Origin of the sequence: Pseudomonas sp. MPC6, from assembly GCF_006094435.1 — a bacterium.
Lineage (GTDB): Bacteria > Pseudomonadota > Gammaproteobacteria > Pseudomonadales > Pseudomonadaceae > Aquipseudomonas.
Map to the genome: position 1 here is coordinate 683,083 of NZ_CP034783.1, position 25,715 is coordinate 708,797.

Below are 25,715 nucleotides of genomic sequence, written 5' to 3' on the forward strand. Positions count from 1 at the left end.
GTCTGACCGCTTTTGAGCGGCAGGCTACAACCCGTAAGGAGCATTCATGCGTCATTACGAAATCATCTTTTTGGTCCACCCGGATCAAAGCGAGCAAGTCGGCGGCATGGTAGAGCGTTACACCAAGCTGATCGAAGAAGACGGCGGCAAAATCCACCGTCTGGAAGATTGGGGCCGTCGTCAACTGGCCTACGCAATCAACAATGTTCACAAGGCTCACTACGTGATGCTGAACGTTGAGTGCACTGGCAAGGCCCTGGCCGAGCTGGAAGACAACTTCCGCTACAACGATGCAGTGATCCGTAACCTGGTCATCCGTCGCGAAGAAGCCGTTACCGGCCAATCCGAGATGCTCAAGGCTGAAGAAAACCGCAGTGAGCGCCGTGAGCGTCGCGACCGTCCTGAGCACGAAGGCGCTGAAAGCGCTGATAGTGATGACAGCGACAACAGCGATAACGCTGACGAGTAATCCACGGACCTTTTGAGGAGCCTATTACATGGCACGTTTCTTCCGTCGTCGTAAATTCTGCCGCTTCACCGCTGAAGACGTGAAAGAGATCGATTACAAAGATCTCAACACCCTGAAAGCCTATGTATCCGAGACCGGCAAAATCGTTCCAAGCCGTATCACCGGTACCAAAGCACGTTATCAGCGTCAGCTGGCCACCGCTATCAAGCGCGCCCGCTTCCTGGCCCTGCTGGCCTACACCGACAGCCACGGCCGCTGAGACCGGGCAGTCGACACGTAGCAAAGGATTGAAAGCATGCGTGCCTTAGCTGAGTTCATCATGCGCGGCCGTATGCAGGCCACTCTGGTAGTGGCTGGATGCGCAGCATTGCCGTTGTTGTATTGGTTGGGTGCTGCCGCTGGATGCTTCGTGCTCCTGCGGCGCGGATGGAAGGACGCCTCGAGCGTTCTTGCTCTGGGATTGCTGCCGGCATTGATCTGGTGGCTTTACGCCGATGACCCACGCTCACTTCTCGTGTTGCTGGGGTCTTGGAGCCTTGCGTTGGTTTTACGCGCAAGTGAGTCCTGGAACCGCGTGCTGCTGGTCAGCATAGCGATGGGAGTGGTGTTTTCAGTGGTGCTGGGGACGGCTTTTGGTCCGCAGATCGAGATGCTGGCGCAGGCTTTGATAAAAGTCATGCCGTCGCTACTCGGTGATGTCTACCAAAAGTTGTCGGTAGACGAGCAAGCGCATTTTGCGTCCCTGATTGCACCGGTCCTGACCGGCCTGATTGCGGCTTTGTTGCAAATCGTCAGTGTGCTGAGCCTGATTTTCGGGCGCTACTGGCAGGCGTTGTTGTACAACCCGGGTGGTTTTGGTCGCGAGTTTCGCGCCATCCGATTCCCGCTTGGGCCGGCGATGTTGCTGCTGGCGTTCATGCTTCTGGGGCCGAACATCGGTCCGCAGATGGCCATGTTGACGCCGTTGTGCAGCGTACCGCTGGTATTCGCCGGGCTGGCCCTGATTCACGGGCTGGTGGCGCAAAAGCGACTGGCCAGGTTCTGGCTGGTGGGGTTGTACGTCACGCTGTTGCTGTTCATGCAGCTGATCTATCCGTTGCTGGTGGTCTTGGCCATCGTCGACAGCCTGATTGATTTTCGCGGTCGTTCGACGCCGAAAGACGTCGATAGCGCGAACGGTGAAGGTTAAAAGTTAAGAGGATTTTCACATGCAACTGATCCTTCTGGAAAAAGTCACCAACCTGGGCAACCTGGGTGACAAAGTGAACGTTAAGGCTGGTTACGGTCGTAACTACCTGCTGCCTTACGGCAAAGCTACCGCTGCGACCGCTGCCAACCTGGCTGCGTTCGAAGAGCGTCGTGCCGAGCTGGAAAAAGCTGCAGCAGACCGTAAAACTTCGGCTGAAAGCCGTGCCGCCCAACTGGCTGAGCTGGAAGTGACTATCACTGCCACCGCCGGTGACGAAGGCAAGCTGTTCGGTTCGATCGGCACCCACGACATCGCTGATGCACTGACCGCCTCTGGCGTTGAAGTTGCAAAAAGCGAAGTTCGTCTGCCGAACGGCACCATCCGCAACGTAGGCGAATTCGACGTAGCCGTGCACCTGCACGCCGAAGTTGAAGCCACCGTACGCGTTGTCGTGGTAGCAGCTTAAGCAGCACTTGTCGGCTGGCACCCTAGGGTGCTTGCCGGTAACATCGGGCACGATCCTGTTTACAGGTCGTGCCCTTTGTCTTTCTGCAGTTCCTGATTTTCACAAACCTATTCAAGTGGCCATGAACGATATCTCCGCTCCCGAGCAATATGACCTGCAAACCGCGTCCCTGAAGGTGCCTCCGCATTCCATCGAGGCCGAACAGGCCGTGCTCGGTGGTCTGATGCTGGACAACAACGCCTGGGAACGCGTGCTCGATCAAGTCTCGGACGGCGATTTCTATCGGCATGACCACCGTTTGATCTTCCGCGCAATCGCCAAACTGGCCGACCGGAACTCGCCGATCGACGTCGTGACCCTTGCCGAGCAATTGGACAAGGAAGGTCAGACCTCGCAAGTCGGTGGTCTTGGTTACCTTGGCGAACTGGCAAAAAACACGCCGTCCGTCGCCAACATCAAGGCCTATGCGCAGATCGTTCGCGCGCGGGCGACCCTGCGGCAACTGATCGGCATTGCTACCGAGATCGCCGATAGCGCCTTCAACCCTGAAGGCCGCACGGCGGAAGAGATTCTCGACGAAGCCGAGCGGCAGATCTTCCAGATCGCCGAGGCCCGGCCAAAAACCGGCGGCCCGGTGAGCGTGAATGACCTGCTGACCAAGGCCATCGACCGCATCGACACCTTGTTCAACACCGACAACGCCATTACCGGCCTGTCCACCGGTTATACCGATCTCGACGGGATGACCAGCGGCCTGCAGCCGTCCGACCTGATCATCGTCGCCGGCCGTCCGTCCATGGGTAAAACCACCTTTGCGATGAATCTGGTGGAAAACGCCGTGTTGCGCAGCGACAAGTGCGTTCTGGTCTACTCGCTGGAGATGCCAGGCGAATCGCTGATCATGCGTATGTTGTCGTCTCTGGGCCGCATCGACCAGACCAAGGTCCGGGCCGGTCGCCTGGACGACGACGATTGGCCGCGCCTGACCTCGGCGGTCAACCTGCTCAACGATCGCAAGCTGTTCATCGACGATACAGCCGGTATCAGCCCCTCGGAAATGCGTGCGCGGACCCGACGGCTGGTGCGTGAACACGGCGATGTCGCCCTGATCATGATCGACTACCTGCAATTGATGCAGATCCCGGGCTCCGGTGGCGACAACCGGACCAACGAAATTTCCGAAATCTCCCGTTCCTTGAAAGCCCTGGCCAAGGAATTCAACTGCCCGGTGGTGGCGCTCTCGCAGCTCAACCGCTCCCTGGAGCAACGGCCGAACAAGCGCCCGATCAACTCCGACCTCCGGGAATCCGGAGCGATCGAGCAGGATGCTGACGTGATCATGTTCGTGTACCGGGACGAGGTGTACCACCCGGAAACCGAGCATAAAGGCATCGCCGAGATCATCATCGGCAAGCAGCGGAACGGTCCGATCGGCACGTCACGACTGGCGTTCATCGGCAAGTACACCCGCTTCGAAAACCTCGCGCCGGGCAGTTACAATTTCGACGACGAATGACAGCTGGCCGAAATCATTCGGCCAGCCGTTCTTTTTACCCGGTCGAAGCATTATCGGTTTCGGCAGCGGCCTCTTCCCCGGCGTTCTTGCCGGCCCGCAATCGCTTTACGACGCCAGCTCGAAGATTTTCTGTGCCGTGCGGCCATCAATGGTTTCGCGCCAGATGGGAACGTGCTCCCGGCCGGCCTGTTCATCCTGGCGCTGAGAGGAAGCGCCCAGTCCGCTCTGCTCGAGAGTTTTGAGATGCCCCCCCTTTGCCGTGAAGTTCAACACAGGGCTGTCCTGCTTTTCATAGTGGAAATGGGCGTGCCACAAGGGCTCTGCGGTGCGTCTGTCGTTGAGTGAGTAGATGTCGAGAAAGTGCTTGCGCTTGCCCTTGCCGAGCGCCAATCGGCTATGGGTTTTCACGACGCCGATCTGTTCCTGGCTGATCAAATACGCCAGGCGGTCCGCACTCAGAAAGGCTTTGTCCTTGTAGAGCCGGATGCGGATGTCCTCGCCTTCGGTGCGCAGGCGCTGACTGTCTTGCCTCAGGCGCTGGACAAGGGCTGCGATGTTGTTGCCGGTCGGATTCGGCGCGAGTTCGAGCTGTCGGGCCAGGTCGTCGAGGGCTTCGGCTTTGCCACCGAGAAATTCGACGATATTGGTGGCGTTGCGTTTTCCCCGCTCATCCTGCCTGGCACTGTTCAGGTGCGAGTCGGATTGCTCCAGTCTCTGAGTGGCTTGCGCCATCAGTTCAGGCAGCGCTCGGTTTTGTGCGCGTTGCACCCGGCGCCATTCTCCCTCCCTTTGCTCGTAGGTCCGCAGGACCTGTGCCGAGTTGTTGGGATCGATCACATCGATCAGCTCTATACCGGATGCGGTGCGACGCGGTTGACCGACACTGATCTTGTAGACGCCGTGGTGTTTGGCGCGAAAGACTCGCCTGGGCATCGGTGCCCGCCCGGTTCTGCCTTGCGCGGGAACGAAGTCGAAATCAATGGGCTGATCCTGTGCCGGTAGCGCCGAGGTGTTTTCCTGGTCTCGGTGATAACGCGCCATCTGACTCTCCAGCGCGGTTTCGAAGATCTGGACGGCCTCTGTGATTTCACGCCGGGAGTTGGCCTGGGGTGAGTCTGGCGGCAGGTCCAGATTCTCGTACGAGGACCTGATGGCCGCGCTTTGATCGAGCAGATCGGTCAGCGCCGCGATGCGGGCGACCTCAGGAATGCTCTCGATCCCCCGGAATGCGGAGGCAGCCTCAATGAAAGAGTGCGCCAGGTGCACCGCTTCAGCGTCGCTGTTGCCTGGGTCGTCCGTCAGCAGTCGGCTTCGGGCTTCGACCCAACCGGCGGTGACTTCATGAATCTCCTTCGCGTCATAACCCAGGTCAGCCAACTCAAGCTCCGAGGAGCGCGAGCTGGCCTGGATTTCATGGGCAACTTGCTGGCACTTCTGCAAAATGTTGCGTTTCTTCATCAGGTGTTCGGCGATAGTTTGGTAGGCAGCCGTCGGGTCATTGATTGGCCGAACCTCCAGCAATTTGCGCATATCGCTGGCAGCAATGAGACGGTGGTAACCTGAAACTTTAAGTTCGCGAAGTTCATGCAGTTCATTTCTATAGACACCGTTTGCTTTAACAAGAATCAGCCAATCGTGTTCGTCCACGTACTTGGTGGTCATGTTTTCCAGCAAAGCGAGTTCTCGGTGAATTTGTACTTCCAAAAGTATCAGAGCCGTTCTTTCACCTGCTGCGCCGATTACTTCCTCCCAGCGAGTCGTTAGTTGAATTCTCCTCTGTCTGGCCGCCTCGAGCATGGCGGACTCTGTATGCAATAGTTCTATCTGCCCGGCGAACCGATCTTGCAAGGTTCTGTTTCCCGCCGCCCGCATACCGCCCGCGCCGACGACGGCAATTCCCACCCAGCCGTCCCGATCATCGAAAACAATCGGCTCCGACCTTCCCGGGCGAGTGGCGACATAAACGTTGTTGTCGTCCAGGGCGATGGGGTCCTCTGCCCGGATAATGCGCATCACGGGAGCCCGCGGCGAGGATGCCTCAAAGTCCTGCAGGACCTGATAGGCGTGGTTCTGAATGACCACGTAGAGTTTGCCATCGAGCCGATGTAGCCCGTCGCTGCCCGGGTCGACGCCGGTCAAGTCCAGGGGCGTGCGAAAGGCCTCCAGGCGGGTGAAGGTCAAGGGGTAGGTCGCTGCCTCAACCTCATCCAGTGGATACCAGAGCTTGCTGTCGGGGTCCCGCGCGAGCGCCGGGCCTGAAGGTTGCAGTTCGCTCGGCAGTTTGGCCCGGTACAGGCCGGTTTCCGGATCTGCCCCGATCTGCACGATGCTGCCGCCCGCCACATCGACGTACTGGCGTCCCTTGAACGTCCTGTATCCCTGGGCGTCGGGAGCGGGAAGTTGAGCCACCGAAGCGACCCGGTAATGCTCCAGTGGACGCTGCGCAGCCGTGGGTGCAGGCAACAGGGCGACAGGTAGCTCGCTAGCCGTGACTGGCGGTGCTGGCGCGATGGCGTCAAGGTCGACGTCCCCCGGTGTTCCGGTTGCCCTGGGGGGATTTGGCGGATTCGTCGTGATTGACGGCCCGAAATCGACACGCGGCAGGGTGTCGGGTAGCGATGTGTGTCCGTCCGACGGCGGCTTGGGACGGGTGTGGATATCGACGGTGACTGTGCCTTTGGCAGGCAGTTTTGGTGACATTATTTTTCATCCTTGAACAGTTGCCGCATCAGCACCCACAAGCTGGATGATGACGGGGCATTCGGCGTCATTGCCGGTTATGCGCCTCACAGGTCTGTAAAGCGCGTATCGTTCGGGTCTGTTGTGCGGGGCGCGGTGGATCGAAGAGAAACCGACCACCGTTGTCGGAATTGGTTAAATTTTGTGCTATATTCCGCGCCCGCGATTTTTCATCTCAACACCGGTCATCGACATGCAAGCAGCCAAGCCGTTATTTGACTATCCAAAATATTGGGCCGAATGTTTCGGGCCAGCGCCATTCCTGCCCATGAGCAGGGAGGAGATGGATCAGCTTGGCTGGGATTCATGCGACATCATCATCGTCACCGGTGATGCTTACGTCGATCACCCGTCGTTCGGCATGGCGATCATCGGCCGGCTGCTGGAGTCCCAGGGCTTCCGCGTCGGGATCATCGCCCAGCCAGACTGGCAGTCCAAAGACGACTTCATGAAGCTCGGCGAGCCGAACCTGTTCTTCGGTGTCGCGGCCGGCAACATGGACTCGATGATCAACCGCTACACCGCCGACAAGAAAATTCGCTCCGATGATGCCTATACGCCCGGTGGCCTGGCGGGCAAGCGTCCGGACCGTGCGAGCCTGGTCTACAGCCAGCGCTGCAAGGAAGCCTACAAGAACGTGCCGATCGTGCTGGGTGGCATCGAAGCCTCCCTGCGCCGCATCGCTCACTACGATTACTGGCAGGACCGGGTGCGCAACTCGATCCTGATCGACGCCTGCGCCGACATCCTGCTTTACGGCAACGCCGAGCGGGCAATCGTCGAAGTCGCCCAGCGTCTGTCCTACGGTCACAAGATCGAAGACATCACCGACGTGCGCGGCACCGCGTTCATCCGTCGCGACACGCCGAAAGACTGGTACGAAGTCGACTCCACGCGCATCGACCGTCCGGGCAAGGTCGACAAGATCATCAACCCGTATGTGAACACCCAGGACACCCAGGCTTGCGCCATCGAGCAGGAAAAAGGCCCGGTTGAAGACCCGACTGAAGCCAAGGTTATACAGATCCTTGCCAGCCCGAAAATGACGCGCGACAAGACCGTTATTCGTCTGCCATCGGTCGAAAAAGTCCGCGGTGACGCGGTTCTTTATGCTCACGCCAACCGCGTGCTTCACCTGGAAACCAACCCGGGCAACGCCCGTGCGCTGGTGCAGAAGCATGGCGAAGTCGACGTCTGGTTCAACCCGCCGCCGATTCCGATGACCACCGAAGAAATGGACTACGTGTTCGGCATGCCCTATGCGCGCATTCCGCACCCGGCGTACGGCAAGGAAAAAATCCCTGCCTACGACATGATCCGTTTCTCGGTGAACATCATGCGTGGCTGCTTCGGTGGCTGCACCTTCTGCTCGATCACCGAGCACGAAGGCCGGATCATCCAGAACCGTTCCGAAGAGTCGATCATTCGCGAAATCGAAGAGATCCGCGACAAGGTCCCGGGCTTCACCGGCGTCATTTCCGACCTCGGCGGCCCGACCGCGAACATGTACCGCATCGCCTGCAAGAGCCCGGAAATCGAATCGGCGTGCCGTAAGCCGTCGTGCGTGTTCCCGGGCATCTGCCCGAATTTGAACACGGATCACTCTTCGCTGATCCAGCTGTATCGCAGCGCTCGTGCCTTGCCGGGTGTGAAGAAGATCCTGATCGCCTCCGGCCTGCGTTACGACCTCGCGGTCGAGTCGCCGGAGTACGTCAAGGAGCTGGTGACCCACCACGTCGGCGGTTACCTGAAGATCGCCCCGGAACACACCGAGGAAGGTCCGCTCAACCAGATGATGAAACCGGGCATCGGCAGCTATGACAAGTTCAAGCGCATGTTCGAGAAGTACTCCAAGGAAGCCGGGAAAGAGCAGTACCTGATTCCGTACTTCATCGCCGCCCACCCGGGCACCACCGATGAAGACATGATGAACCTGGCCCTGTGGCTCAAAGGCAACGGCTTCCGCGCCGACCAGGTGCAGGCGTTCTACCCGTCGCCGATGGCCACCGCTACCGCGATGTACCACTCGGGCAAGAACCCGCTGCGCAAGGTCACTTACAAGAGTGACGCCGTGACCATCGTCAAGAGCGAAGAGCAGCGTCGCCTGCACAAGGCGTTCTTGCGTTATCACGACCCGAAAGGCTGGCCGATGCTGCGTGAAGCGCTGACCCGCATGGGCCGCGCCGACCTCATCGGGCCGGGCAAGACCCAGTTGATCCCGCTGCATCAGCCAGCGACCGACAGCTACCAGAGCGCCCGTCGCAAGAACTCGACGCCGGCCGGCAGTCACAAGGTTGCAGGGGAGAAGACCACCAAGATCCTGACCCAGCACACCGGCCTGCCGCCACGTGCCAGCGATGGCGGCAACCCGTGGGACAAGCGTGAACAGGCCAAGGCTGCGGCGTTCGCCCGCAACCAGCAGGCAGCCAAGGAGCGCAAGGATGCGGCCAAAGGCAAGGGGCCGAAGCCTGCGCGCAAGCCGGTCGTACCGCGCTAAGCCACGTTTGAGCTGAACAGAACGCCAACCTCGGGTTGGCGTTTTGCGTTTAAGGCTTGAAAGTTTTGCCCGGGCGACTGTCACTCTAAAACTTCCCTGACAGCACTCGCCGCCACATTAACGTGCAATCCCCCCAAACCAAATTCCCGCATCGCCCGATTTTGGTGCTGTACTGCCTCAAGCAAACGGAGAAAGCGCCAGCGCTGCGCGATGGCATAAGTCTTGCGCGCTCTCCAATACGCTCAAGGCTCGCAGGAGGCACGCCGTGTCGATTCATGTCGCATTGCACCATGTCACGCATTACCGCTACGACCGCGCCGTCGAGCTCGGACCGCAGATCGTTCGTCTGCGCCCGGCCGCCCACAGTCGTACGCGAATACTGTCCTACGCATTGAAAGTCTCGCCTGGGCAGCACTTCATCAACTGGCAGCAGGACCCTCAGGGCAATTACCTGGCGCGGTTGGTGTTTCCGGAGAAAACCGCAGAGCTGCGGATCGAAGTCGATCTGCTGGCCGAGATGGCAGTCTTCAATCCGTTCGACTTCTTCCTCGAGCCCTACGCGCAACAGATCCCGTTCACCTACGCCGCGGACGAACGCAAGGAACTGGCGCCGTACCTGGAAACCTTGCCCCTGACCCCGAAGTTCCAGGCTTATCTGCAGGGCATCGACCGCACACCACTGCCCAGCGTGGATTTCCTTGTTGCACTCAATCAGCGACTGAGCGAAGACATCGGCTACCTGATTCGCATGGAGCCGGGCGTGCAGACCCCGGAACACACCCTTGAACAGGCCTCCGGCTCCTGCCGCGACTCCGCGTGGCTGCTGGTGCAATTGCTGCGTAACCTCGGGCTGGCGGCGCGTTTCGTCTCCGGCTACCTGATCCAGCTGACCGCTGACGTCAAAAGCCTCGACGGCCCGTCGGGCACTGACGTGGACTTCACCGACCTGCACGCCTGGTGCGAGGTCTATCTGCCCGGTGCAGGCTGGATCGGCCTGGACGCGACCTCCGGGCTGTTCGCCGGCGAAGGCCATATTCCGTTGGCCTGCAGTCCCGATCCGGGCTCTGCGGCACCGATCAGCGGCCTGGTGGAGCCCTGCGAGTGTGAATTCACCCACGAAATGTCCGTGGAGCGGATCTGGGAAGCGCCGCGGGTGACAAAGCCTTACACCGAAGCGCAATGGTTGGCGATCCAGGCGCTGGGGCGGCAGATCGATGCCGACCTGCTCGAAGGTGACGTACGCCTGACGATGGGCGGCGAGCCGACCTTTGTGTCCATCGATGACCCTGACGGCGCCGAGTGGAATACCGCAGCGCTCGGGCCGGACAAGCGTCGCCTGTCCGCCGAGCTGTTCCAGCGCATGCGCAAGCATTACGCGCCCGAGGGCCTGGTGCATTTCGGCCAGGGCAAGTGGTACCCCGGCGAACAATTGCCGCGCTGGTCGCTGAACTGCTACTGGCGCCGCGACGGCGTGCCGATCTGGCATAACAGCGCGTTGATCGCCGATGAGCAGGCAGACTACGGCGCTGATGGCGAACTGGCCGGGCGTTTTCTCGCGAGTGTCGCCGAGCGCCTGAAAATTCCGACACGTTTTGTGTTCCCGGCCTACGAAGACAATTTCTATTACCTCTGGCGCGAGGGGACTTTGCCGCAGAACGTCAGTGCCGAAGACTCACGCCTGGAAGAACCCCTGGAACGTGCGCGCCTGCGCAAAGTCTTCAGCCAGGGCCTGGACAAGGTGATCGGTCAGGTCCTGCCACTGGCGCGCACCGCCAAGGGTGATCAGTGGCAAAGCGGTCGCTGGTACCTGCGTGACGAGCACTGCCGATTGGTGCCGGGGGATTCGCCCCTGGGTTATCGCCTGCCGCTCGGGTCGCAGCCTTGGGTGAAGGCGGCGGAATATCCGTTCATCCATCCCAAGGACCCGAACCAGGATTTCCCGCCATTGCCTGACACCGCACAGCTGCAGAGCCATGGTGAACCTGCCGTGGCTGACGAGCGCGCGCCCGGGATCGATGAATCCGCCGACTGGCTGACCCGTACGGCATTCTGTGCCGAGGCTAGGGAAGGCCGGCTGTACCTGTTCATGCCACCGCTGGAGCGGGTCGAGGACTACCTGGAACTGGTCAGCGCCATCGAAGCCACGGCTGAAGAATTGCAGTGCCCGGTGTTGCTGGAAGGCTATGAGCCACCGAGCGATCCACGCCTGAGCAATTACCGGATTACCCCGGACCCCGGCGTGATCGAGGTCAACGTGCAGCCGTCCGCCAGCTGGGATGAGCTGGTCGAACGCACCGAATTTCTTTACGAAGAGGCGCGCCAGACGCGACTGACCACCGAGAAATTCATGATCGACGGCCGGCACACCGGCACCGGTGGCGGTAACCATTTCGTATTGGGTGGTGCGACACCGGCTGACTCGCCGTTTTTGCGTCGTCCCGATTTGTTGCGCAGCCTGATCAGCTACTGGCACAACCATCCGTCCTTGTCCTACCTGTTCTCCGGACTGTTCATCGGCCCGACGTCCCAGGCGCCACGTGTTGACGAGGCGCGCAACGATGCGTTGTACGAGCTGGAAATCGCCTTTGCCCAGATGCCCGAGCCAGGTGAAGCGTGTGCGCCCTGGCTGGTGGATCGGCTGTTGCGCAACCTGTTGATCGATGTCACCGGCAACACCCACCGCGCCGAATTCTGTATCGACAAACTCTATTCGCCGGATGGCGCTACCGGTCGCCTTGGCTTGCTTGAGCTGCGAGCATTCGAGATGCCACCCCATGCGCGCATGAGCCTGGCGCAGCAGTTGCTGCTGCGGGCGCTGGTCGCCCGGTTCTGGCGCGAGCCCTATGCGCCGCCGAAGCTGGCGCGCTGGGGCACCGAACTGCATGACCGATTTCTGTTGCCGCATTTCATCGAGCAGGATTTCGCCGACGTCATTTTCGACCTCAATGCCGCCGGTTATCCCGTACGTGCCGAGTGGTTTGCGGCGCATCTGGCGTTCCGTTTTCCCAAGGTCGGCGATTACGCGGTCAGCGGCATCGAGCTGGAAGTACGCCAGGCGCTTGAGCCCTGGCATGTGCTGGGCGAGGAGGGCGCGGTGGGGGGGACGGTGCGTTATGTGGATTCGTCCCTGGAGCGCTTGCAGGTCAAACTCACCGGTTTGCCGCCCCAGCGTTATCTGTTGACCTGTAATGGCATTCCAGTGCCGTTGCAGCCTACCGGACGGGTCGGCGAATTCGTCGCCGGTGTACGGTTTCGCGCCTGGCAACCGGCGAACTGCCTGCAACCGACGATTGCTGTGCATGCGCCGCTGGTGTTCGACCTGCTCGACACCTGGATGCAACGCTCGCTGGGCGGCTGTCAGTACCACGTCGCCCATCCGGGCGGGCGCAACTACGACAGCCTGCCGGTGAATGCCAACGAGGCGGAAAGCCGGCGGATGGCGCGCTTCTTCCGCATCGGACATACGCCAGGGAAACTTCCTGTACCGAATGTGGACATTAACGACGAGCTACCGATGACGCTCGATTTGCGACGTTTCTAAACTGTACGCGACGCTCGGATTGTTCATATGTCCGGGCGTCATGTGCCTGCGTTAGTCTGACCGTTCCTTGCTGTCTGCCGAGCTTTCCATGCCTGATCTGCTTGACCGCTACCCGCTGACGGCGGGCACCTACCACGAACTGCTTGATGACAGTGGCGCCGTGCGCCCGCACTGGCAGCGGCTGTTCGACCAATTGCAACGCAGCACGCCAGCGCAATTGGTGCAGCGTCAGGCGCTGCTGACCCGACAGATCCAGGAAAACGGCGTGACCTACAACGTCTACGCCGACCCCAAGGGGGCTGATCGGCCGTGGGAGCTGGACCTGCTGCCCCATGTCATTGCGGCCGATGAGTGGGAGCAGTTGGCGGCGGGCATCGCGCAGCGGGCTCGCTTGCTCAATGCCGTGCTGGCGGACCTCTATGGTCCGCAACGCTTGATCGCCGAGGGCCTGTTGCCCGCCGAGTTGGTATTTGGCCACAACAACTTCCTCTGGCCCTGTCAGGGCATTACGCCGCCCGACGGGGCCTTTCTGCATCTGTACGCCGTGGACCTGGCGCGTACCCCCGATGGTCGCTGGTGGGTGACGGCGGATCGGACCCAGGCGCCGTCCGGAGCCGGTTATGCCTTGGAAAACCGCACCATCGTCTCTCGAGCCTTTCCGGAGTTGTACCGCGATTTGAAGGTGCAGCATCTGGCCGGGTTCTTCCGCACGCTTCAGGAAACCCTGGCCCGTCAGGCGCCGAGCGATGATGAAGCGCCGCTGGTGGTGTTGCTGACGCCGGGCCGCTTTAACGAAAGCTATTTCGAGCACCTGTATCTGGCGCGCCAGCTGGGTTATCCACTGGTAGAGGGCGGCGACCTCACGGTGCGCGATGCCACGGTCTATCTGAAAACCTTGAACGGCCTGCGCCGGGTCCACGCGATCATGCGGCGTCTCGATGATGATTTCTGCGATCCGCTGGAATTGCGTACCGATTCCGCGCTCGGCGTACCGGGCCTGCTCGAAGCCGTGCGGCAAGGCCGGGTGCTGGTGGCCAACGCCCTTGGCAGTGGCGTGCTGGAGTCGCCGGGACTGCTGGGTTTCTTACCGAAAATCAATCAATTCCTGTTCGGCGAAGCACTGATCCTGCCCTCCATCGCCACCTGGTGGTGCGGCGAAGCGCCCGTGCTGGCCGAAGCACTGGAGAAATTGCCGCAATTGCTGATCAAACCGGCATTTCCGTCCCAGAGCTTCGCTGCGGTGTTTGGCCGTGACTTGAGTGAAAAACAGCGCAAGGCCCTGGCCGAGCGCATGCAGGCTCGGCCTTATGCCTATGTGGCGCAAGAACTGGCGCAGCTTTCTCAGGCTCCGGTGTGGCAGGCTGAAGGCGGACATCTGCAGCCACGGGCCATCGGCATGCGTGCGTATGCCGTAGCCAGCCGCAATGGGTATCGGGTGCTGCCCGGTGGCCTGACCCGGGTGGCCGCCGAAGCCGACGCCGAAGTGGTATCGATGCAACGCGGCGGTGCGAGCAAGGACACGTGGGTATTGGGGGATCGTCCGCCGAGCGGCGAACAATGGAAAACCCGACGCAACATTGGGATGCGCGATCTGGTGCGACGCGATCCGTACCTGCCGTCACGGGTGGTGGAAAACCTGTACTGGTTCGGCCGTTACTGCGAGCGTTGCGATGACAGTGCACGGTTGCTGCGGATCATGTTGGCGCGCTATGTCGACGGTGACGATCCGCAGGCCTTGCAGGCGGCCGTCGATCTGGGCGAGCGCCTGAATCTGTTGCCGGACGAAGGCGAGTTGCCGGAGCGCTTGTTGGCCGCGCTGCTCGGCGATGACTGGCCGTTCAGCCTGCGCTCCAACCTGCAGCGTTTGCAGTGGGCGGCCTCCCAGGTGCGAGGCAAGCTGTCGCGGGAGAATTGGCAGGCGCTGGTAGAGTTGCAGCGCGAAGCCATGGCGCTGGAAACCGATGAAGCGGATTTTGGCGAACTGCTGGATTTTCTCAACCGTCTGGTGATGTCCCTGGCGGCGTTGTCCGGTTTCGCCCTGGACGACATGACCCGGGACGAAGGCTGGCGCTTCCTGATGATTGGCCGACGGATCGAGCGCCTGCAATTTCTCAGCAGCAGCCTCGCCGCATTTCTGCGGGGGGCCGATGCCTTCGATCAGGCCGGGCTGGAATGGCTGCTGGAACTGGGGAACAGCAGCATCACTTACCGTTCGCGGTATCTGGCGGTGGCGCAATTGATACCGGTTCTGGACCTGTTGCTGCTCGATGAACAGAACCCTCATGCGGTGCTGTTCCAGTTGAAGCTGGTGACCCGCACACTCAAGCGCTTGAACGACGACTTTGGCGCGCCGCGCGAAGCAGGCCTGCCGTTGTTGGTGGCGCAACTGGCGCGTTTCGATCTGGGCTGCCTGGAAAATCCGCTGTTCGGTGAGGCCAGTGTTCGCGCCGCGGTCGAGGGTCTGGCCGATCTGTTGCAACAGATCGCCGATGCCAGCGGACAAGTGTCGGATCGTCTGGCCTTGCGCCATTTTGCCCATGTCGATGATGTCAGCCAGCGCACGGTGTCCGTCTGATGAGCGCCCATTATCAGATTCTCCACGACACCCATTACCACTACGACAGCCCGGTGTCCCTGGCCCAGCAACTGGCGCACCTGTGGCCGCGGGCCTGTGCCTGGCAGCGTTGCACCGAGCAGCAATTGCAGATCAGCCCGGACCCGACTTCACGCCGGGACGAGCTGGATGTATTCGGCAATCCCCTGACCCGGCTGGCGTTCGAGCGGCCCCATGATGAATTGCTGGTCAATGCCCGGCTCACCGTTGAAGTGCTGGCCCGGCCTGCGCTCGACTTCAGTCAATCTCCCCCATGGGAGCAAACGCGCAATGCGCTGACCTACAGCAGTCAGCCGCTATCCCCAGAATTGCTGGATGCTTGCCGTTTCCGTTTTGAATCACCCTATGTGCATTTGAAACGCAACTTCGTCGAGTTTTCGCAGAGTTGTTTTCCCCAAGGGCGACCGCTGTTACTCGGCGTACAGGCGTTGATGGAAAAAATCTTCAGCGAATTCACCTTTGACGCCGAAGCAACCCAAGTGGCAACGCCACTGGTGGAGGTACTGGAGCGTCGTCGCGGTGTTTGTCAGGATTTCGCGCACCTGATGCTCGCTTGCGTACGCTCCCGCGGGCTGGCGGCGCGATACGTCAGCGGCTATTTGCTGACCCAACCACCACCGGGGCAGCCGCGATTGATCGGCGCCGATGCGTCCCATGCCTGGATCTCGGTGTTTTGCCCGGTGCTGGGCTGGGTCGATTTCGATCCGACCAACAACGTGCAACCGGCGCTGGAGCACATCACCCTGGCCTGGGGCCGGGATTTCTCCGATGTCTCGCCGTTGCGCGGGGTGATTCTGGGGGGCGGCAACCATGACCCTGAGGTCCGGGTCACCGTGATGCCACTGGATTAACCAGAAACTACTGTATGAGCGAGCTTGCTCGCGAAAAACCTGAGAGCACCGCGGGGCGTCAGGCGTATGGCATTATCGTTGACGACCATCGCGAGCAAGCTCGCTCCTACAGGGGAATGTGGGGTATTTCAGATTGAGCTGTGAGGGTCAGCAGCGGCGCTGCCAACCCTGGACACAGATCCGGTGGGCCTGATCAGATCATCGGGCCCTGAGGGTCTCAGGCGTCGGGCGCCTGATCTTTCGGTGTTTCAGTTTCGTCTGTAGCCACTTCGCCTTCGGCATCTGGGTTCAGTGCTGCTGCTTCTTCTTCAGCGGTAGCTTTCTTGCGCTGAAGCTTTTCCTCTTTCTTCTGCTCCTTGGCCAAGTCTCTCTGACGTTTGGCGAAGGAATAATTGGGTTTAGCCATGGGCGATCCTCTGGGGTCGAAGGTGAGGTTGAGCGGCGCGTATTCTGCCTTGTATCGATGCCGAGCCGTTAGCTGGGTTTTTGCTCTGTCCACTTTGGCACCACTGTCGGCTGCCAGGCATCCAGGGCATCGAGCAGGGTTTGCGGCGATTCGCTCACTTGCAGCATGTCACGGTGCGCCTCGCGAACGAAGCCTTCGCCGACGATATGATCAAGAAAACCGGTCAATTTGCTGTAGAAACCGTTCACTTCCAGCAGCCCCAGCGGTTTGCCGTGGTAGCCGAGTTGGCCCCAGGTCCAGACTTCGAACAATTCCTCAAGCGTGCACAGGCCGCCGGGCAGGGCGATAAAAGCGTCGCTGAGCTCGGCCATCCGCGCCTTGCGCGCATGCATGCCGTCGACCACTTCCAGGCGAGTCAGGCCGCTGTGGCCGATTTCCTTGTCCTTGAGGCTTTGCGGGATGATCCCGATCACTTCACCACCGGCCGCCAGCGCAGCATCGGCGACGATGCCCATCAGCCCGACGGCGCCACCGCCATAGACCAGGGTCAGCTTGCGCTCGGCCAATGCCCGCCCCAGGGCGACAGCCGCTTCACGATAAGCCGGGTTGGTGCCGGTACTGGCACCGCAAAATACACAAACAGACGCTAAAGACATGCCTTGCTCCATGGTCAGATGGCCACAGAGTAAAGGCAGGCAAGCGCCAGTCCAAGGTCTAAACGTCGCGTTTGGGTGTTTCACAGGTGCCGCTGGCGCCACAGGCATAGGCGGCGAGCAAACTGCACAACAGGCTATTGAGGGACATGTCAGGCGCTCCAGAATGATTGACCTGATGATAGGGCCGTCCTTGACCGCTGGCTGGTAGATTGTCTCGATAGGTGTCATAGCCCGAAAGTTGTATACAATTTTTGATTCAGGTCATAGGAACTTGCGAAGTTTTCAGGCAGTCTTCTGTCCATTCGCACTTTGTTAACCCTGCCTTGGAGATTCACCATGTTTGCCAAACTTGTTGCGGTATCCCTGTTGACACTGGCCAGCAGCCAATTGATGGCTGCCGAGTGCAAGGTCACTGTCGACTCGACTGACCAGATGTCCTTCGATACCAAGGACATCAGCATCGACAAGAGCTGCAAGACGTTCACCGTGGAGCTGAAACACTCCGGCAACCTGCCGAAAAACGTCATGGGTCATAACTGGGTGCTGAGCAAAGAGGCTGATATGCAGCCGATCGCCACCGCGGGTCTGGCCGCAGGCATCGAGAAGAACTACCTGCCGGAAGGTGACGCGCGCATCATCGCTCACACCAAAATCATCGGCGCCAAGGAAACCGACTCGGTGACCTTCGATGTGTCCAAGCTGGCTGCTGGTGAGAAGTACGGGTTCTTCTGCTCATTCCCGGGCCATATCTCGATGATGAAAGGGACTGTTACCCTGAAGTAAGCGAATCGAGTCATAAAAAAAGCGTCCGCTCGGGACGCTTTTTTTGTGCCTGACGATAGACCGAGTCATCGTTCTTCGGCGCCGGAACAGGCGCCAACTTATTTACGGCTTACGGTGCGAACGGCATCACGCGCTTGTGATGGGTCTTTTTAAACGTATCGCAGATGATCTTGAACGCTTCCTCACGCACCGGCTCGCCGTGCAGGAATGCATCGATCTCGGCATAGGTCACGCCGTGGGACGCTTCATCCGGCTTGCCCGGCGACAAGTCCTCAAGGTCGGCGGTCGGGATTTTTTCCACCAACGACTCCGGCGCGCCGAAGCTGCGGGCGATGTCCCGGACCTGATTCTTCACCAGGCCGCTCAGCGGTGCGAGGTCACACGCGCCGTCACCAAACTTGGTAAAAAAGCCCATCACCGCTTCCGCCGCGTGGTCGGTGCCGATCACCAGCCCATGTGCTGCGCCGGCAATGGTGTATTGGGCAACCATGCGCATCCGCGCCTTGGTATTGCCGAGCACGAAATCCACCGATACCGCCTGCTTGCCTTCGAACGCTGCCACTTCACTGGCCAGGGCTTTGACCGCCGGACCGATGTTGACCGTGTGACGCTCGTCCGGGGCAATGAAGTCCACCGAGGCCTTGGCGTCGTGCTCGTCGAACTGGGTTTCGTAGGGCAAGCGCACGGCGATGAACTTGTAGCTATCGTCACCTGTGCGTGTGCGCAACTCGCGCATGGCGTGTTGGGCCAGCAGGCCGGCAGTCAGGGAGTCGACGCCACCACTGATGCCGAGCACCAGGGTCTTGAGCCCGGAATTGACCAGGCAATCCTGGATGAAGGTGATCCGTCGGGCGACTTCGGCCTCAAGGGCGGCCTGGTCGGCGAACGGCGGTTGAACCTTGAGCTGCTCAGCAATCTCACGCTGTACGGCTTGCATGAATTCACTCCTTGCTAGGTAGACTTGATGTGCTGGAAAGGGCGGCAGGTACTTGGAAAACGTGTCGCAAATAGGCGACGAAATTCGGGTCTTTGCAATGCGTCTTGCCCGGCTCGTCGGAGATCTTTGCCACCGGCTGGCCGTTGCAGGCGGTCATTTTAAGCACGATGCTCATCGGTTCGACACCCGGAATATCGCACGTCAGGTTGGTGCCGATACCGAAGCTGACATTGATCCGACCCCGCAGCGCCCGGAAAATCTCCAGGGCCTTGGGCAGCGTCAGGCTGTCGGAGAACACCAGCGTCTTGCTCATCGGGTCGATGCCAAGCTGGTGATAGCGAGCGATGGCTTTTTCCGCCCAGAGCACCGGATCACCGGAATCGTGGCGCAAGCCGTCGAAGAGTTTGGCGAAATAGAGGTCGAAATCACTGAGGAAGGCATCGGTGGTGATGCAGTCGGTCAGGGCGATCCCGAGCAAGCCCCGATATTCGCGGACCCAGCAATCGAGGGCGGCGATCTGGCTGTCGATCAGGCGCGGGCCGAGTTGCTGATGGGCCATGATCCACTCGTGGGCCATGGTGCCCAGCGGCTTTATGTCCAGCTCACGCGCCAGGTGCACGTTACTGGTGCCGACGAAGCGCCCGGGGAAATCGTGCTTGAGCACGTTCACCACTTCTTCCTGTACGCGAAACGAGAAGCGCCGGCGAGTACCGAAATCGGCAACCTGCAATTCGGATAATTCATCGCTGCCGGCATTGGCGGTCAGCCAGTCGAACTTGCGATAGAGCTGCTCGCGCGCCTGCTCCAGGACGATTTCCCGGTAGCGATAGCGGTTGCGCACTTCGCTGACAATCGCCAGCAGCGGCACTTCGAACAGAATCACATGCAGCCATGGCCCGCGCAGGCGAATGAACAGCTCGCCGTTTTCGATCCCGGTATGGACGTAGCGCAAGTTGAAGCGAAACAAGCCGAGAAAGCGCAGGAAATCCGGTTTCATGAAGCTGATGCGCTCCATGAAACCCAACTGGTCGGCACTCAGGCTCAGCTCGGCCAGTCGCTCGATCTGAAAGCGGATCTCCGCCAGGTACGGGCGCAGATCCTCACTGTTGCGGCAACGGAACTCCCATTCGACTTCCACGTTGGGGTAGTTGTGCAGCACCGCCTGCATCATCGTCAGTTTGTAGAAGTCGGTGTCGAGCAGGTTCTGCACGATACGATCGGCAAACACACTCTCGCTCATAACGGGGGTTCTCCAGGCTGGCCGCGGCCCGTGGCAGCGACGTTGCAGCTGTTTCAATGAATGGGGCTAGTGGCGCATATCGGTGGTGAAGATTGCCAGCGTTTTTTTAGACCGCAGCAGATCCCTGTAGGAGCGGACTTGCCCGCGAAAGCGATCTACCCGTCAACATTTATGTTGGATGTGCCGGCCGATTCGCGGGCAAGCCCGCTCCTACAGGGATTGGGGCAGCCCTATATAGTCGGCACGACGGGACTATCAATCTGCTCCAGCATCCACTTCACAAAATCTCGCACTTTCGGCACTTCCGCCGCATGCTCCGGGTACGCCAGGTAGTAGGCGTCGGTGCTGGGCATCGCATGCTGCCAGGGTATGACCAGTTTACCGTCGGCCAATTCCTCTTCCACCAGAAACTTCGGCAACAGCGCCACGCCGCAGCCGACCTGGGCGGCGCGGATGCACATGTAGAAGGTTTCGAACCGTGGGCCGTGGTAACTGTGCTCGGTGTGGTAGCCCTGGCTGTCGAACCAGTCATGCCAGGCCTGGGGGCGTGAAGCGTTTTGCAGCAGGACCAGGTCAGCGAGTTGCGTAGGATCGGTGAACGGCGTATCCGGCAGGCTGCCCGGTGCACACACAGGAACAAGCTCTTCGCTGAACAGCTTCAGGCATTCGGTGCCGGGGCGCGAACCCTGGCCAAAATAGAAGGCAAGGTCGCTGCGACCCTGCAACAGATCGTCGGCTTCCTGTTCGCTGCACAGGTCCAGGTGGATCGATGGGTGGCGCAGGCGCCAGCCTTTCAAGCGTGGCACCAGCCAACGGGCGCCGAAGGTCGGGGGCGTGGAGACGCGCAGGACTTCGGTTTCGCCACCGTAGGAACGCAGGTAATGGGTCGACATCTCGACCTGTGTGAGGATTTTTCGCACCTCTACCAGGTACAAATCTCCGGCCGGGGTCATTTGCAGACGGCGGCGCACCCGACGGAACAGCAGGTGCTGCAACAATTCTTCGAGTTGTGCGACTTGTTTGCTCACCGCGCTCTGGGTCAGGTTCAGCTCTTCGGCGGCCCGGGTGAAACTCAAATGCCGGGTCACAGCCTCGAAACACTGCAGGGCGGTGATCGACGGCAGATAGCGTTTGTTCAGCATGGGCGGTCCTTTCTTCTTGTCTCTTATTGCCAGCAATGCACAGCATGAATAAACGGAATGATATCTCTCTTAAAGGTCGTTTGTTGAGTAACCTCGGGGGCGCTAAAACTACAGGTCTGATCAGTCGTGATTTTCCGGCTGCCCACATTCTGTTTTTTGCTTGAGGAGTAACCCATGGTTGCCGCATTGCTTGATCGTCTTGGTGTGAACCCGGCCCTGTATCAGAACGGCAAAGTGCCGGTGCATTCGCCCATCGATGGCAGCCGGATCGCCGCCGTGAACTGGGAAGGCGCCGCCGAAGTCGAGCAGCACATCAGTCGCGCAGATCATGCGTTCGAACTGTGGCGCAAAGTCCCGGCGCCGCGCCGTGGCGAACTGGTGCGTCAGCTGGGCGATATCCTGCGTGAATACAAGGCCGACCTCGGCGAGCTGGTGTCCTGGGAAGCCGGGAAGATCACCCAGGAAGGCCTGGGTGAAGTTCAGGAAATGATCGACATTTGCGACTTCGCCGTGGGTCTTTCCCGTCAGCTGTACGGCTTGACCATCGCCTCCGAGCGCCCTGGCCACCATATGCGTGAAACCTGGCATCCGCTGGGCGTTGTCGGTGTGATCAGCGCGTTCAATTTCCCGGTCGCGGTCTGGGCCTGGAACACCACGCTGGCGCTGGTCTGTGGTAACCCGGTGATCTGGAAACCGTCGGAAAAAACCCCACTGACCGCCCTGGCCTGCCAGGCGCTGTTCGACCGGGTCCTGAAAAACTTCAGCGACGCGCCACCGCACCTGAGCCAAGTCATCATCGGCGGCCGTGATGCCGGTGAAGCCCTGGTCGATGACCCGCGTGTTGCGCTGGTCAGCGCCACCGGCAGCACCCGCATGGGTCGCGAAGTGGCACCGAAGATCGCCGCACGCTTTGCCCGCAGTATTCTCGAACTGGGCGGCAACAACGCGATGATCCTCGGCCCAAGCGCCGACCTGGACATGGCCGTGCGTGCGATCCTGTTCAGCGCTGTTGGCACCGCGGGCCAGCGTTGCACCACGCTGCGTCGCCTGATTGCCCATGAATCGGTGAAGGAAGAAATCGTCACCCGCCTCAAGGCCGCGTATTCCAAAGTGCGTATCGGTCATCCGCTGGAAGGCAACCTGGTCGGTCCACTGATCGACAAGCACAGTTTCGAAAACATGCAGGACGCACTGGAGCAAGCGTTGAGCGAAGGTGGCCGGGTATTCGGCGGCAAGCGTCAACTGGAAGATAAATTCCCTGATGCCTATTACGTCTCGCCGGCGATCGTTGAGATGCCGGAGCAGAGCGATGTGGTGTGCAGCGAAACCTTCGCACCGATCCTGTACGTGGTTGGTTACAACGATTTCGACGAAGCACTGCGCCTGAACAACGCCGTGCCACAGGGCCTGTCGTCATGCATCTTCACCACTGACGTGCGTGAAGCCGAACAGTTCATGTCGGCCGTGGGCAGCGACTGCGGCATCGCCAACGTCAATATCGGCCCGAGCGGCGCGGAAATCGGCGGCGCGTTCGGTGGCGAAAAAGAAACCGGCGGTGGTCGTGAATCGGGCTCCGATGCATGGCGCGGGTACATGCGCCGTCAGACCAACACCGTGAACTATTCGCTGGAGTTGCCGTTGGCTCAGGGCATTACGTTCGACTGACGGGCCCTTTCGCTGGCAAGCCAGCTCCTACATGGTTTGTGTCACGGCATATAACCTGTAGGAGCTGGCTTGCCAGCGAAGCTTGTTTGTTTGTTTGTTAGGTTTCTGTTGGAGTCTGGCAATGCCGTTACGCGAAGAGTGTCTGTGGGAAAAACTGACGCCGCAAAGGCCGGACAATACGGCGCTCAAGGGCGAAGTGAAAGTGGATGTCTGCGTCATCGGCGCCGGTTTCACCGGTCTGTCGGCGGCGGTGCATTTGCTCGAACAAGGTAAAAGTGTCTGCGTGCTGGAAGCCCATCGTGCCGGTCATGGTGGTTCCGGGCGCAATGTCGGTCTGGTCAACGCCGGGATGTGGATTCCACCGGACGAGATCGAAGAAGGGTTTGGCGAAGCAGTGGGCAGTCAGCTCAATCGCATGCTCGGTGCGGCGCCGTCCCTGGTGTTCAGCCTGGTCGACAAATACCACATCGATTGCCAACTGCGCCGCGAAGGCACGCTGCACATGGCGCACAACGCCCGTGGCGAAGAGGATCTGCGCAGTCGTGAGCAACAATGGAAACGTCGCGGAGCGCCGGTCGAACTGCTGACCGGGCAGGCGTGCGAACAAGCAACGGGCACCAAAAAGATTGCCGCTGCGCTGCTTGATCGACGTGCGGGCACGATCAACCCGATGGCTTATACGACAGGTCTGGCCAAAGCGGCTATCAGCCTGGGCGGTCAGCTGTTCGATCATTCCCCGGTGACCCGACTCGAACGTCAGGGCCAACGCTGGTCGGTGCAAACGGCGCAGGGTTCGGTGCTGGCCGAGCAAGTGGTCATCGCCTCCAACGCTTACACCGAAGGCGACTGGACGGAGTTGCGGCGCAATTTCTTCCCCGGTTATTACTATCAAGTGGCCTCGGTCCCGCTCACCGAAGAGGCCGCGCAGCAAATCCTGCCCGGCGGCCAGGGTTCCTGGGATACCCGCCAGGTCCTCAGCAGCATTCGTCGGGATAAAGACGGACGCTTGCTGCTTGGCAGTCTGGGGAACGGCAACAAGAAGCCGACCTGGTTCCTCAAGGCCTGGGCCGACCGGGTTCAGCAGCACTACTTCCCTTACTTGAAACCGGTGGAGTGGGAGTGCACCTGGACCGGTTGCATCGCGTTCACGCCTGACCATCTAATGCGATTGTTCGAACCCGCGCCCGGTCTAGTGGCAGTCACCGGTTACAACGGCCGGGGCGTGACGACCGGCACCGTGGTCGGCAAAGCCTTTGCCGACTATTTGTGTAACGGAAATCCTCAAGCTTTGCCGATTCCCTTCGCCCCCATGCAGCCATTGGCAGCGGCGGGATTGCGCAGCTGTTTATACGAAGCCGGTTTTTCGCTGTATCACGCAGGCCAGTGCCTGCGGATCGTTATTTGATTGTTGAAATATGTTGCTGAAAGCGGCGCTTTTACGGGTAACGACTAGCCTGTAGTGGTGCGGGTTTGTAGCAGTCCCGCACCAGCAGTGTGCACTTCGGTGACGCACGTTGTTACAGGCAGGTTGCACGTCGTTTGGCACCGCGGTTGCAATGATGGCGCATGCGGGTTGCGCCTTAAAAAATAAATGGTTTCACCTTCCGCGGTTTAGATGGTTGCACGCCCAATGAAAATGGGCTCGAAACAGTCGTAAGAACAATAAGGTAGCGACTTTTCCCAGAATAAAAAACCGATGGCACGGCCCTTGCTCTGAGCATTCAGAGAAGTCGCAGTGCCAACTAAAAAAAACCATGGAGCACCACCTCATGTCCCAGACGTTTTACAAGAAAGGCTTTCTGGCCCTCGCAGTGGCAGCTGCGTTGGGTGTTTCTGCGTTTGCACAGGCTGACGTAAAAATTGGTGTGGCGGGTCCAATGACAGGTGCCAACGCGGCATTTGGCGAGCAGTACATGAAGGGTGCACAAGCGGCGGCCGATGCGGTCAACGCGGCGGGCGGCGTCAACGGGGAAAAAATCGTCCTGGTCAAGGGCGATGACGCCTGCGAACCGAAACAGGCTGTGACGGTCGCCAAGGACCTGACCAACCAGAAAGTCGTTGGCGTGGTCGGTCACTTCTGCTCTTCGTCGACCATTCCGGCTTCCGAGATCTACGATGAAGCGGGCATCATTGCGATCACTCCCGGCTCCACCAACCCGGCGGTTACCGAGCGCGGCCTGAGTGCCATGTTCCGTATGTGCGGGCGTGACGACCAGCAAGGCATCGTGGCGGGCGACTACATCGTCGACGTGCTCAAGGGCAAGAAAGTCGTGGTCCTGCACGACAAGGATACCTACGGCCAAGGCCTGGCGGACGCTACCAAGGCCCAGCTGGAAAAACGCGGCGTGAAGCCGGTGTTGTACGAAGGCCTGACCCGTGGCGAAAAAGACTTCAGCACTATCGTCACCAAGATCCGCGGCGCTGGCGCCGACGTCGTCTACTTCGGTGGCCTGCACCCGGAAGCCGGTCCCCTGGTGCGCCAACTGCGTGAGCAAGGTCTCAAAGACGTCAAGTTCATGTCCGACGATGGCATCGTGACCGACGAACTGGTGACCACCGCTGGCGGTCCGCAATTCGTCGACGGCGTGCTGATGACCTTCGGCGCCGACCCGCGCCTGCTGCCAGAAAGCAAGACCGTAGTGGATGAGTTCCGCAAGAAGGGCACCGAGCCTGAAGGCTACACCTTGTACGCCTATGCTTCAGTCCAGACGCTGGCCGCGGCCTTCAATGGCGCCAAATCCAACAGTGGCGAGAAAGCCGCCGAGTGGCTGAAGAAAAACCCGGTCAAGACCGTGATGGGCGAGAAGACCTGGGACGCCAAGGGCGACCTGAAAGTCTCCGACTACGTGGTTTACCAGTGGGATAAGGACGGCAAATACCACCAGCTGGAAAAACAGAAGTGATATGACCTGCTGATTGCCCGGCGCCTGGTGCGCCTGGCAATCAAAGAACATGTCCGTGCAGTACCTGTCTTTTCTCGTAGAGCTGCACACAACCCTGTTGT

At 60.1% G+C, this 25,715-nt stretch carries 19 protein-coding genes and 1 pseudogene; 13 read left to right on the forward strand and 7 right to left on the reverse strand.

Annotated features, from left to right (window positions below; all coding sequences use genetic code 11):
• Positions 1-46 precede the first annotated feature (46 nt).
• The 5 genes from rpsF to dnaB all read left to right on the forward strand — a co-directional run bounded on the left by rpsF (position 47) and on the right by dnaB (position 3,640).
• Complete coding sequence (gene rpsF, locus ELQ88_RS05070; RefSeq protein WP_003217491.1) at positions 47-469, forward strand: 30S ribosomal protein S6; 423 nt, start codon at positions 47-49, stop codon at positions 467-469.
• A gap of 28 nt (positions 470-497) precedes the next feature.
• Entirely contained in the window at positions 498-728 is a 231-nt protein-coding gene (gene rpsR, locus ELQ88_RS05075; protein ID WP_002551829.1) for a 30S ribosomal protein S18, read from the forward strand.
• Between the two features lie 36 nt (positions 729-764).
• Positions 765-1,658 (forward strand): hypothetical protein, encoded by an 894-nt coding sequence (locus ELQ88_RS05080; protein ID WP_128874304.1) that lies wholly within the window; start codon positions 765-767, stop codon positions 1,656-1,658.
• 19 nt (positions 1,659-1,677) lie between these two features.
• Positions 1,678-2,124: a 50S ribosomal protein L9 gene (gene rplI / locus ELQ88_RS05085; protein ID WP_003197251.1), complete on the forward strand. Its 447-nt coding sequence runs from the start codon at positions 1,678-1,680 to the stop codon at positions 2,122-2,124.
• A 121-nt stretch (positions 2,125-2,245) separates the two neighbouring features.
• A complete protein-coding gene (gene dnaB / locus ELQ88_RS05090) occupies positions 2,246-3,640 on the forward strand; it encodes a replicative DNA helicase (protein WP_128874305.1) in 1,395 nt (464 codons plus the stop codon).
• Between the two features lie 105 nt (positions 3,641-3,745).
• Here the strand turns inward: dnaB and ELQ88_RS05095 are convergent, their stop codons facing one another.
• On the reverse strand, positions 3,746-6,340 hold the full coding sequence (locus ELQ88_RS05095) for a hypothetical protein (RefSeq protein ID WP_138963987.1): 2,595 nt from the start codon (positions 6,338-6,340) through the stop codon (positions 3,746-3,748).
• A 232-nt stretch (positions 6,341-6,572) separates the two neighbouring features.
• Between ELQ88_RS05095 and ELQ88_RS05100 the strand changes: the two genes are divergently transcribed.
• The 4 genes from ELQ88_RS05100 (at position 6,573) to ELQ88_RS05115 (ending at position 15,882) form a co-directional block, all read left to right on the forward strand.
• Entirely contained in the window at positions 6,573-8,876 is a 2,304-nt protein-coding gene (locus ELQ88_RS05100) for a YgiQ family radical SAM protein (RefSeq protein ID WP_138963989.1), read from the forward strand.
• Positions 8,877-9,141: 265 nt separating this feature from the next.
• A complete protein-coding gene (locus ELQ88_RS05105) occupies positions 9,142-12,417 on the forward strand; it encodes a transglutaminase family protein (RefSeq protein WP_138963991.1) in 3,276 nt (1,091 codons plus the stop codon).
• 88 nt (positions 12,418-12,505) lie between these two features.
• Positions 12,506-14,992 carry a circularly permuted type 2 ATP-grasp protein gene (locus ELQ88_RS05110; protein WP_138963993.1) on the forward strand — a complete coding sequence of 829 codons (2,487 nt, stop codon included), beginning with the start codon at positions 12,506-12,508 and terminating at the stop codon, positions 14,990-14,992.
• Complete coding sequence (locus ELQ88_RS05115) at positions 14,992-15,882, forward strand: transglutaminase family protein (RefSeq protein WP_138963995.1); 891 nt, start codon at positions 14,992-14,994, stop codon at positions 15,880-15,882. Before ELQ88_RS05110 ends, ELQ88_RS05115 begins: the two co-directional genes overlap by 1 nt.
• Before the next feature lie 8 nt (positions 15,883-15,890).
• On the opposite strand, the pseudogene ELQ88_RS34530 reads toward ELQ88_RS05115, so the two are convergent.
• From ELQ88_RS34530 to ELQ88_RS05125, 3 genes and pseudogenes are all read right to left on the reverse strand, one after another.
• Positions 15,891-15,971: pseudogene (locus ELQ88_RS34530) on the reverse strand (outer membrane lipoprotein carrier protein LolA); the annotation flags it as partial.
• Positions 15,972-16,099: 128 nt separating this feature from the next.
• Positions 16,100-16,288 (reverse strand): hypothetical protein, encoded by a 189-nt coding sequence (locus ELQ88_RS05120; RefSeq protein ID WP_128874310.1) that lies wholly within the window; start codon positions 16,286-16,288, stop codon positions 16,100-16,102.
• A gap of 68 nt (positions 16,289-16,356) precedes the next feature.
• Positions 16,357-16,944: a TIGR00730 family Rossman fold protein gene (locus tag ELQ88_RS05125; protein WP_138963997.1), complete on the reverse strand. Its 588-nt coding sequence runs from the start codon at positions 16,942-16,944 to the stop codon at positions 16,357-16,359.
• Between the two features lie 336 nt (positions 16,945-17,280).
• Here ELQ88_RS05125 and azu point away from each other — a divergent pair, with 336 nt between their 5' ends.
• Entirely contained in the window at positions 17,281-17,727 is a 447-nt protein-coding gene (gene azu / locus ELQ88_RS05130) for an azurin (RefSeq protein ID WP_128874312.1), read from the forward strand.
• A 109-nt stretch (positions 17,728-17,836) separates the two neighbouring features.
• Here azu and nadE read toward each other — a convergent pair whose 3' ends face one another.
• The 3 genes from nadE to ELQ88_RS05145 all read right to left on the reverse strand — a co-directional run bounded on the left by nadE (position 17,837) and on the right by ELQ88_RS05145 (position 21,046).
• Positions 17,837-18,664 (reverse strand): ammonia-dependent NAD(+) synthetase, encoded by an 828-nt coding sequence (nadE, locus tag ELQ88_RS05135; protein ID WP_128874313.1) that lies wholly within the window; start codon positions 18,662-18,664, stop codon positions 17,837-17,839.
• 4 nt (positions 18,665-18,668) lie between these two features.
• The gene (gene pncB / locus ELQ88_RS05140; protein WP_128874314.1) at positions 18,669-19,904 is read right to left on the reverse strand and encodes a nicotinate phosphoribosyltransferase; all 1,236 of its coding nucleotides are present in this window, start codon (positions 19,902-19,904) and stop codon (positions 18,669-18,671) included.
• Between the two features lie 230 nt (positions 19,905-20,134).
• Positions 20,135-21,046, reverse strand: a complete 912-nt coding sequence (locus tag ELQ88_RS05145; protein WP_128874315.1) for a LysR family transcriptional regulator — start codon at positions 21,044-21,046, stop codon at positions 20,135-20,137.
• 174 nt (positions 21,047-21,220) lie between these two features.
• Here ELQ88_RS05145 and ELQ88_RS05150 point away from each other — a divergent pair, with 174 nt between their 5' ends.
• The 3 genes from ELQ88_RS05150 to ELQ88_RS05160 all read left to right on the forward strand — a co-directional run bounded on the left by ELQ88_RS05150 (position 21,221) and on the right by ELQ88_RS05160 (position 25,614).
• A complete protein-coding gene (locus ELQ88_RS05150; protein ID WP_128874316.1) occupies positions 21,221-22,711 on the forward strand; it encodes an aldehyde dehydrogenase family protein in 1,491 nt (496 codons plus the stop codon).
• Between the two features lie 121 nt (positions 22,712-22,832).
• On the forward strand, positions 22,833-24,116 hold the full coding sequence (locus ELQ88_RS05155; protein ID WP_128874317.1) for an FAD-binding oxidoreductase: 1,284 nt from the start codon (positions 22,833-22,835) through the stop codon (positions 24,114-24,116).
• 364 nt (positions 24,117-24,480) lie between these two features.
• A complete protein-coding gene (locus ELQ88_RS05160) occupies positions 24,481-25,614 on the forward strand; it encodes a branched-chain amino acid ABC transporter substrate-binding protein (protein WP_128874318.1) in 1,134 nt (377 codons plus the stop codon).
• The last annotated feature ends 101 nt before the right edge of the window (positions 25,615-25,715 follow it).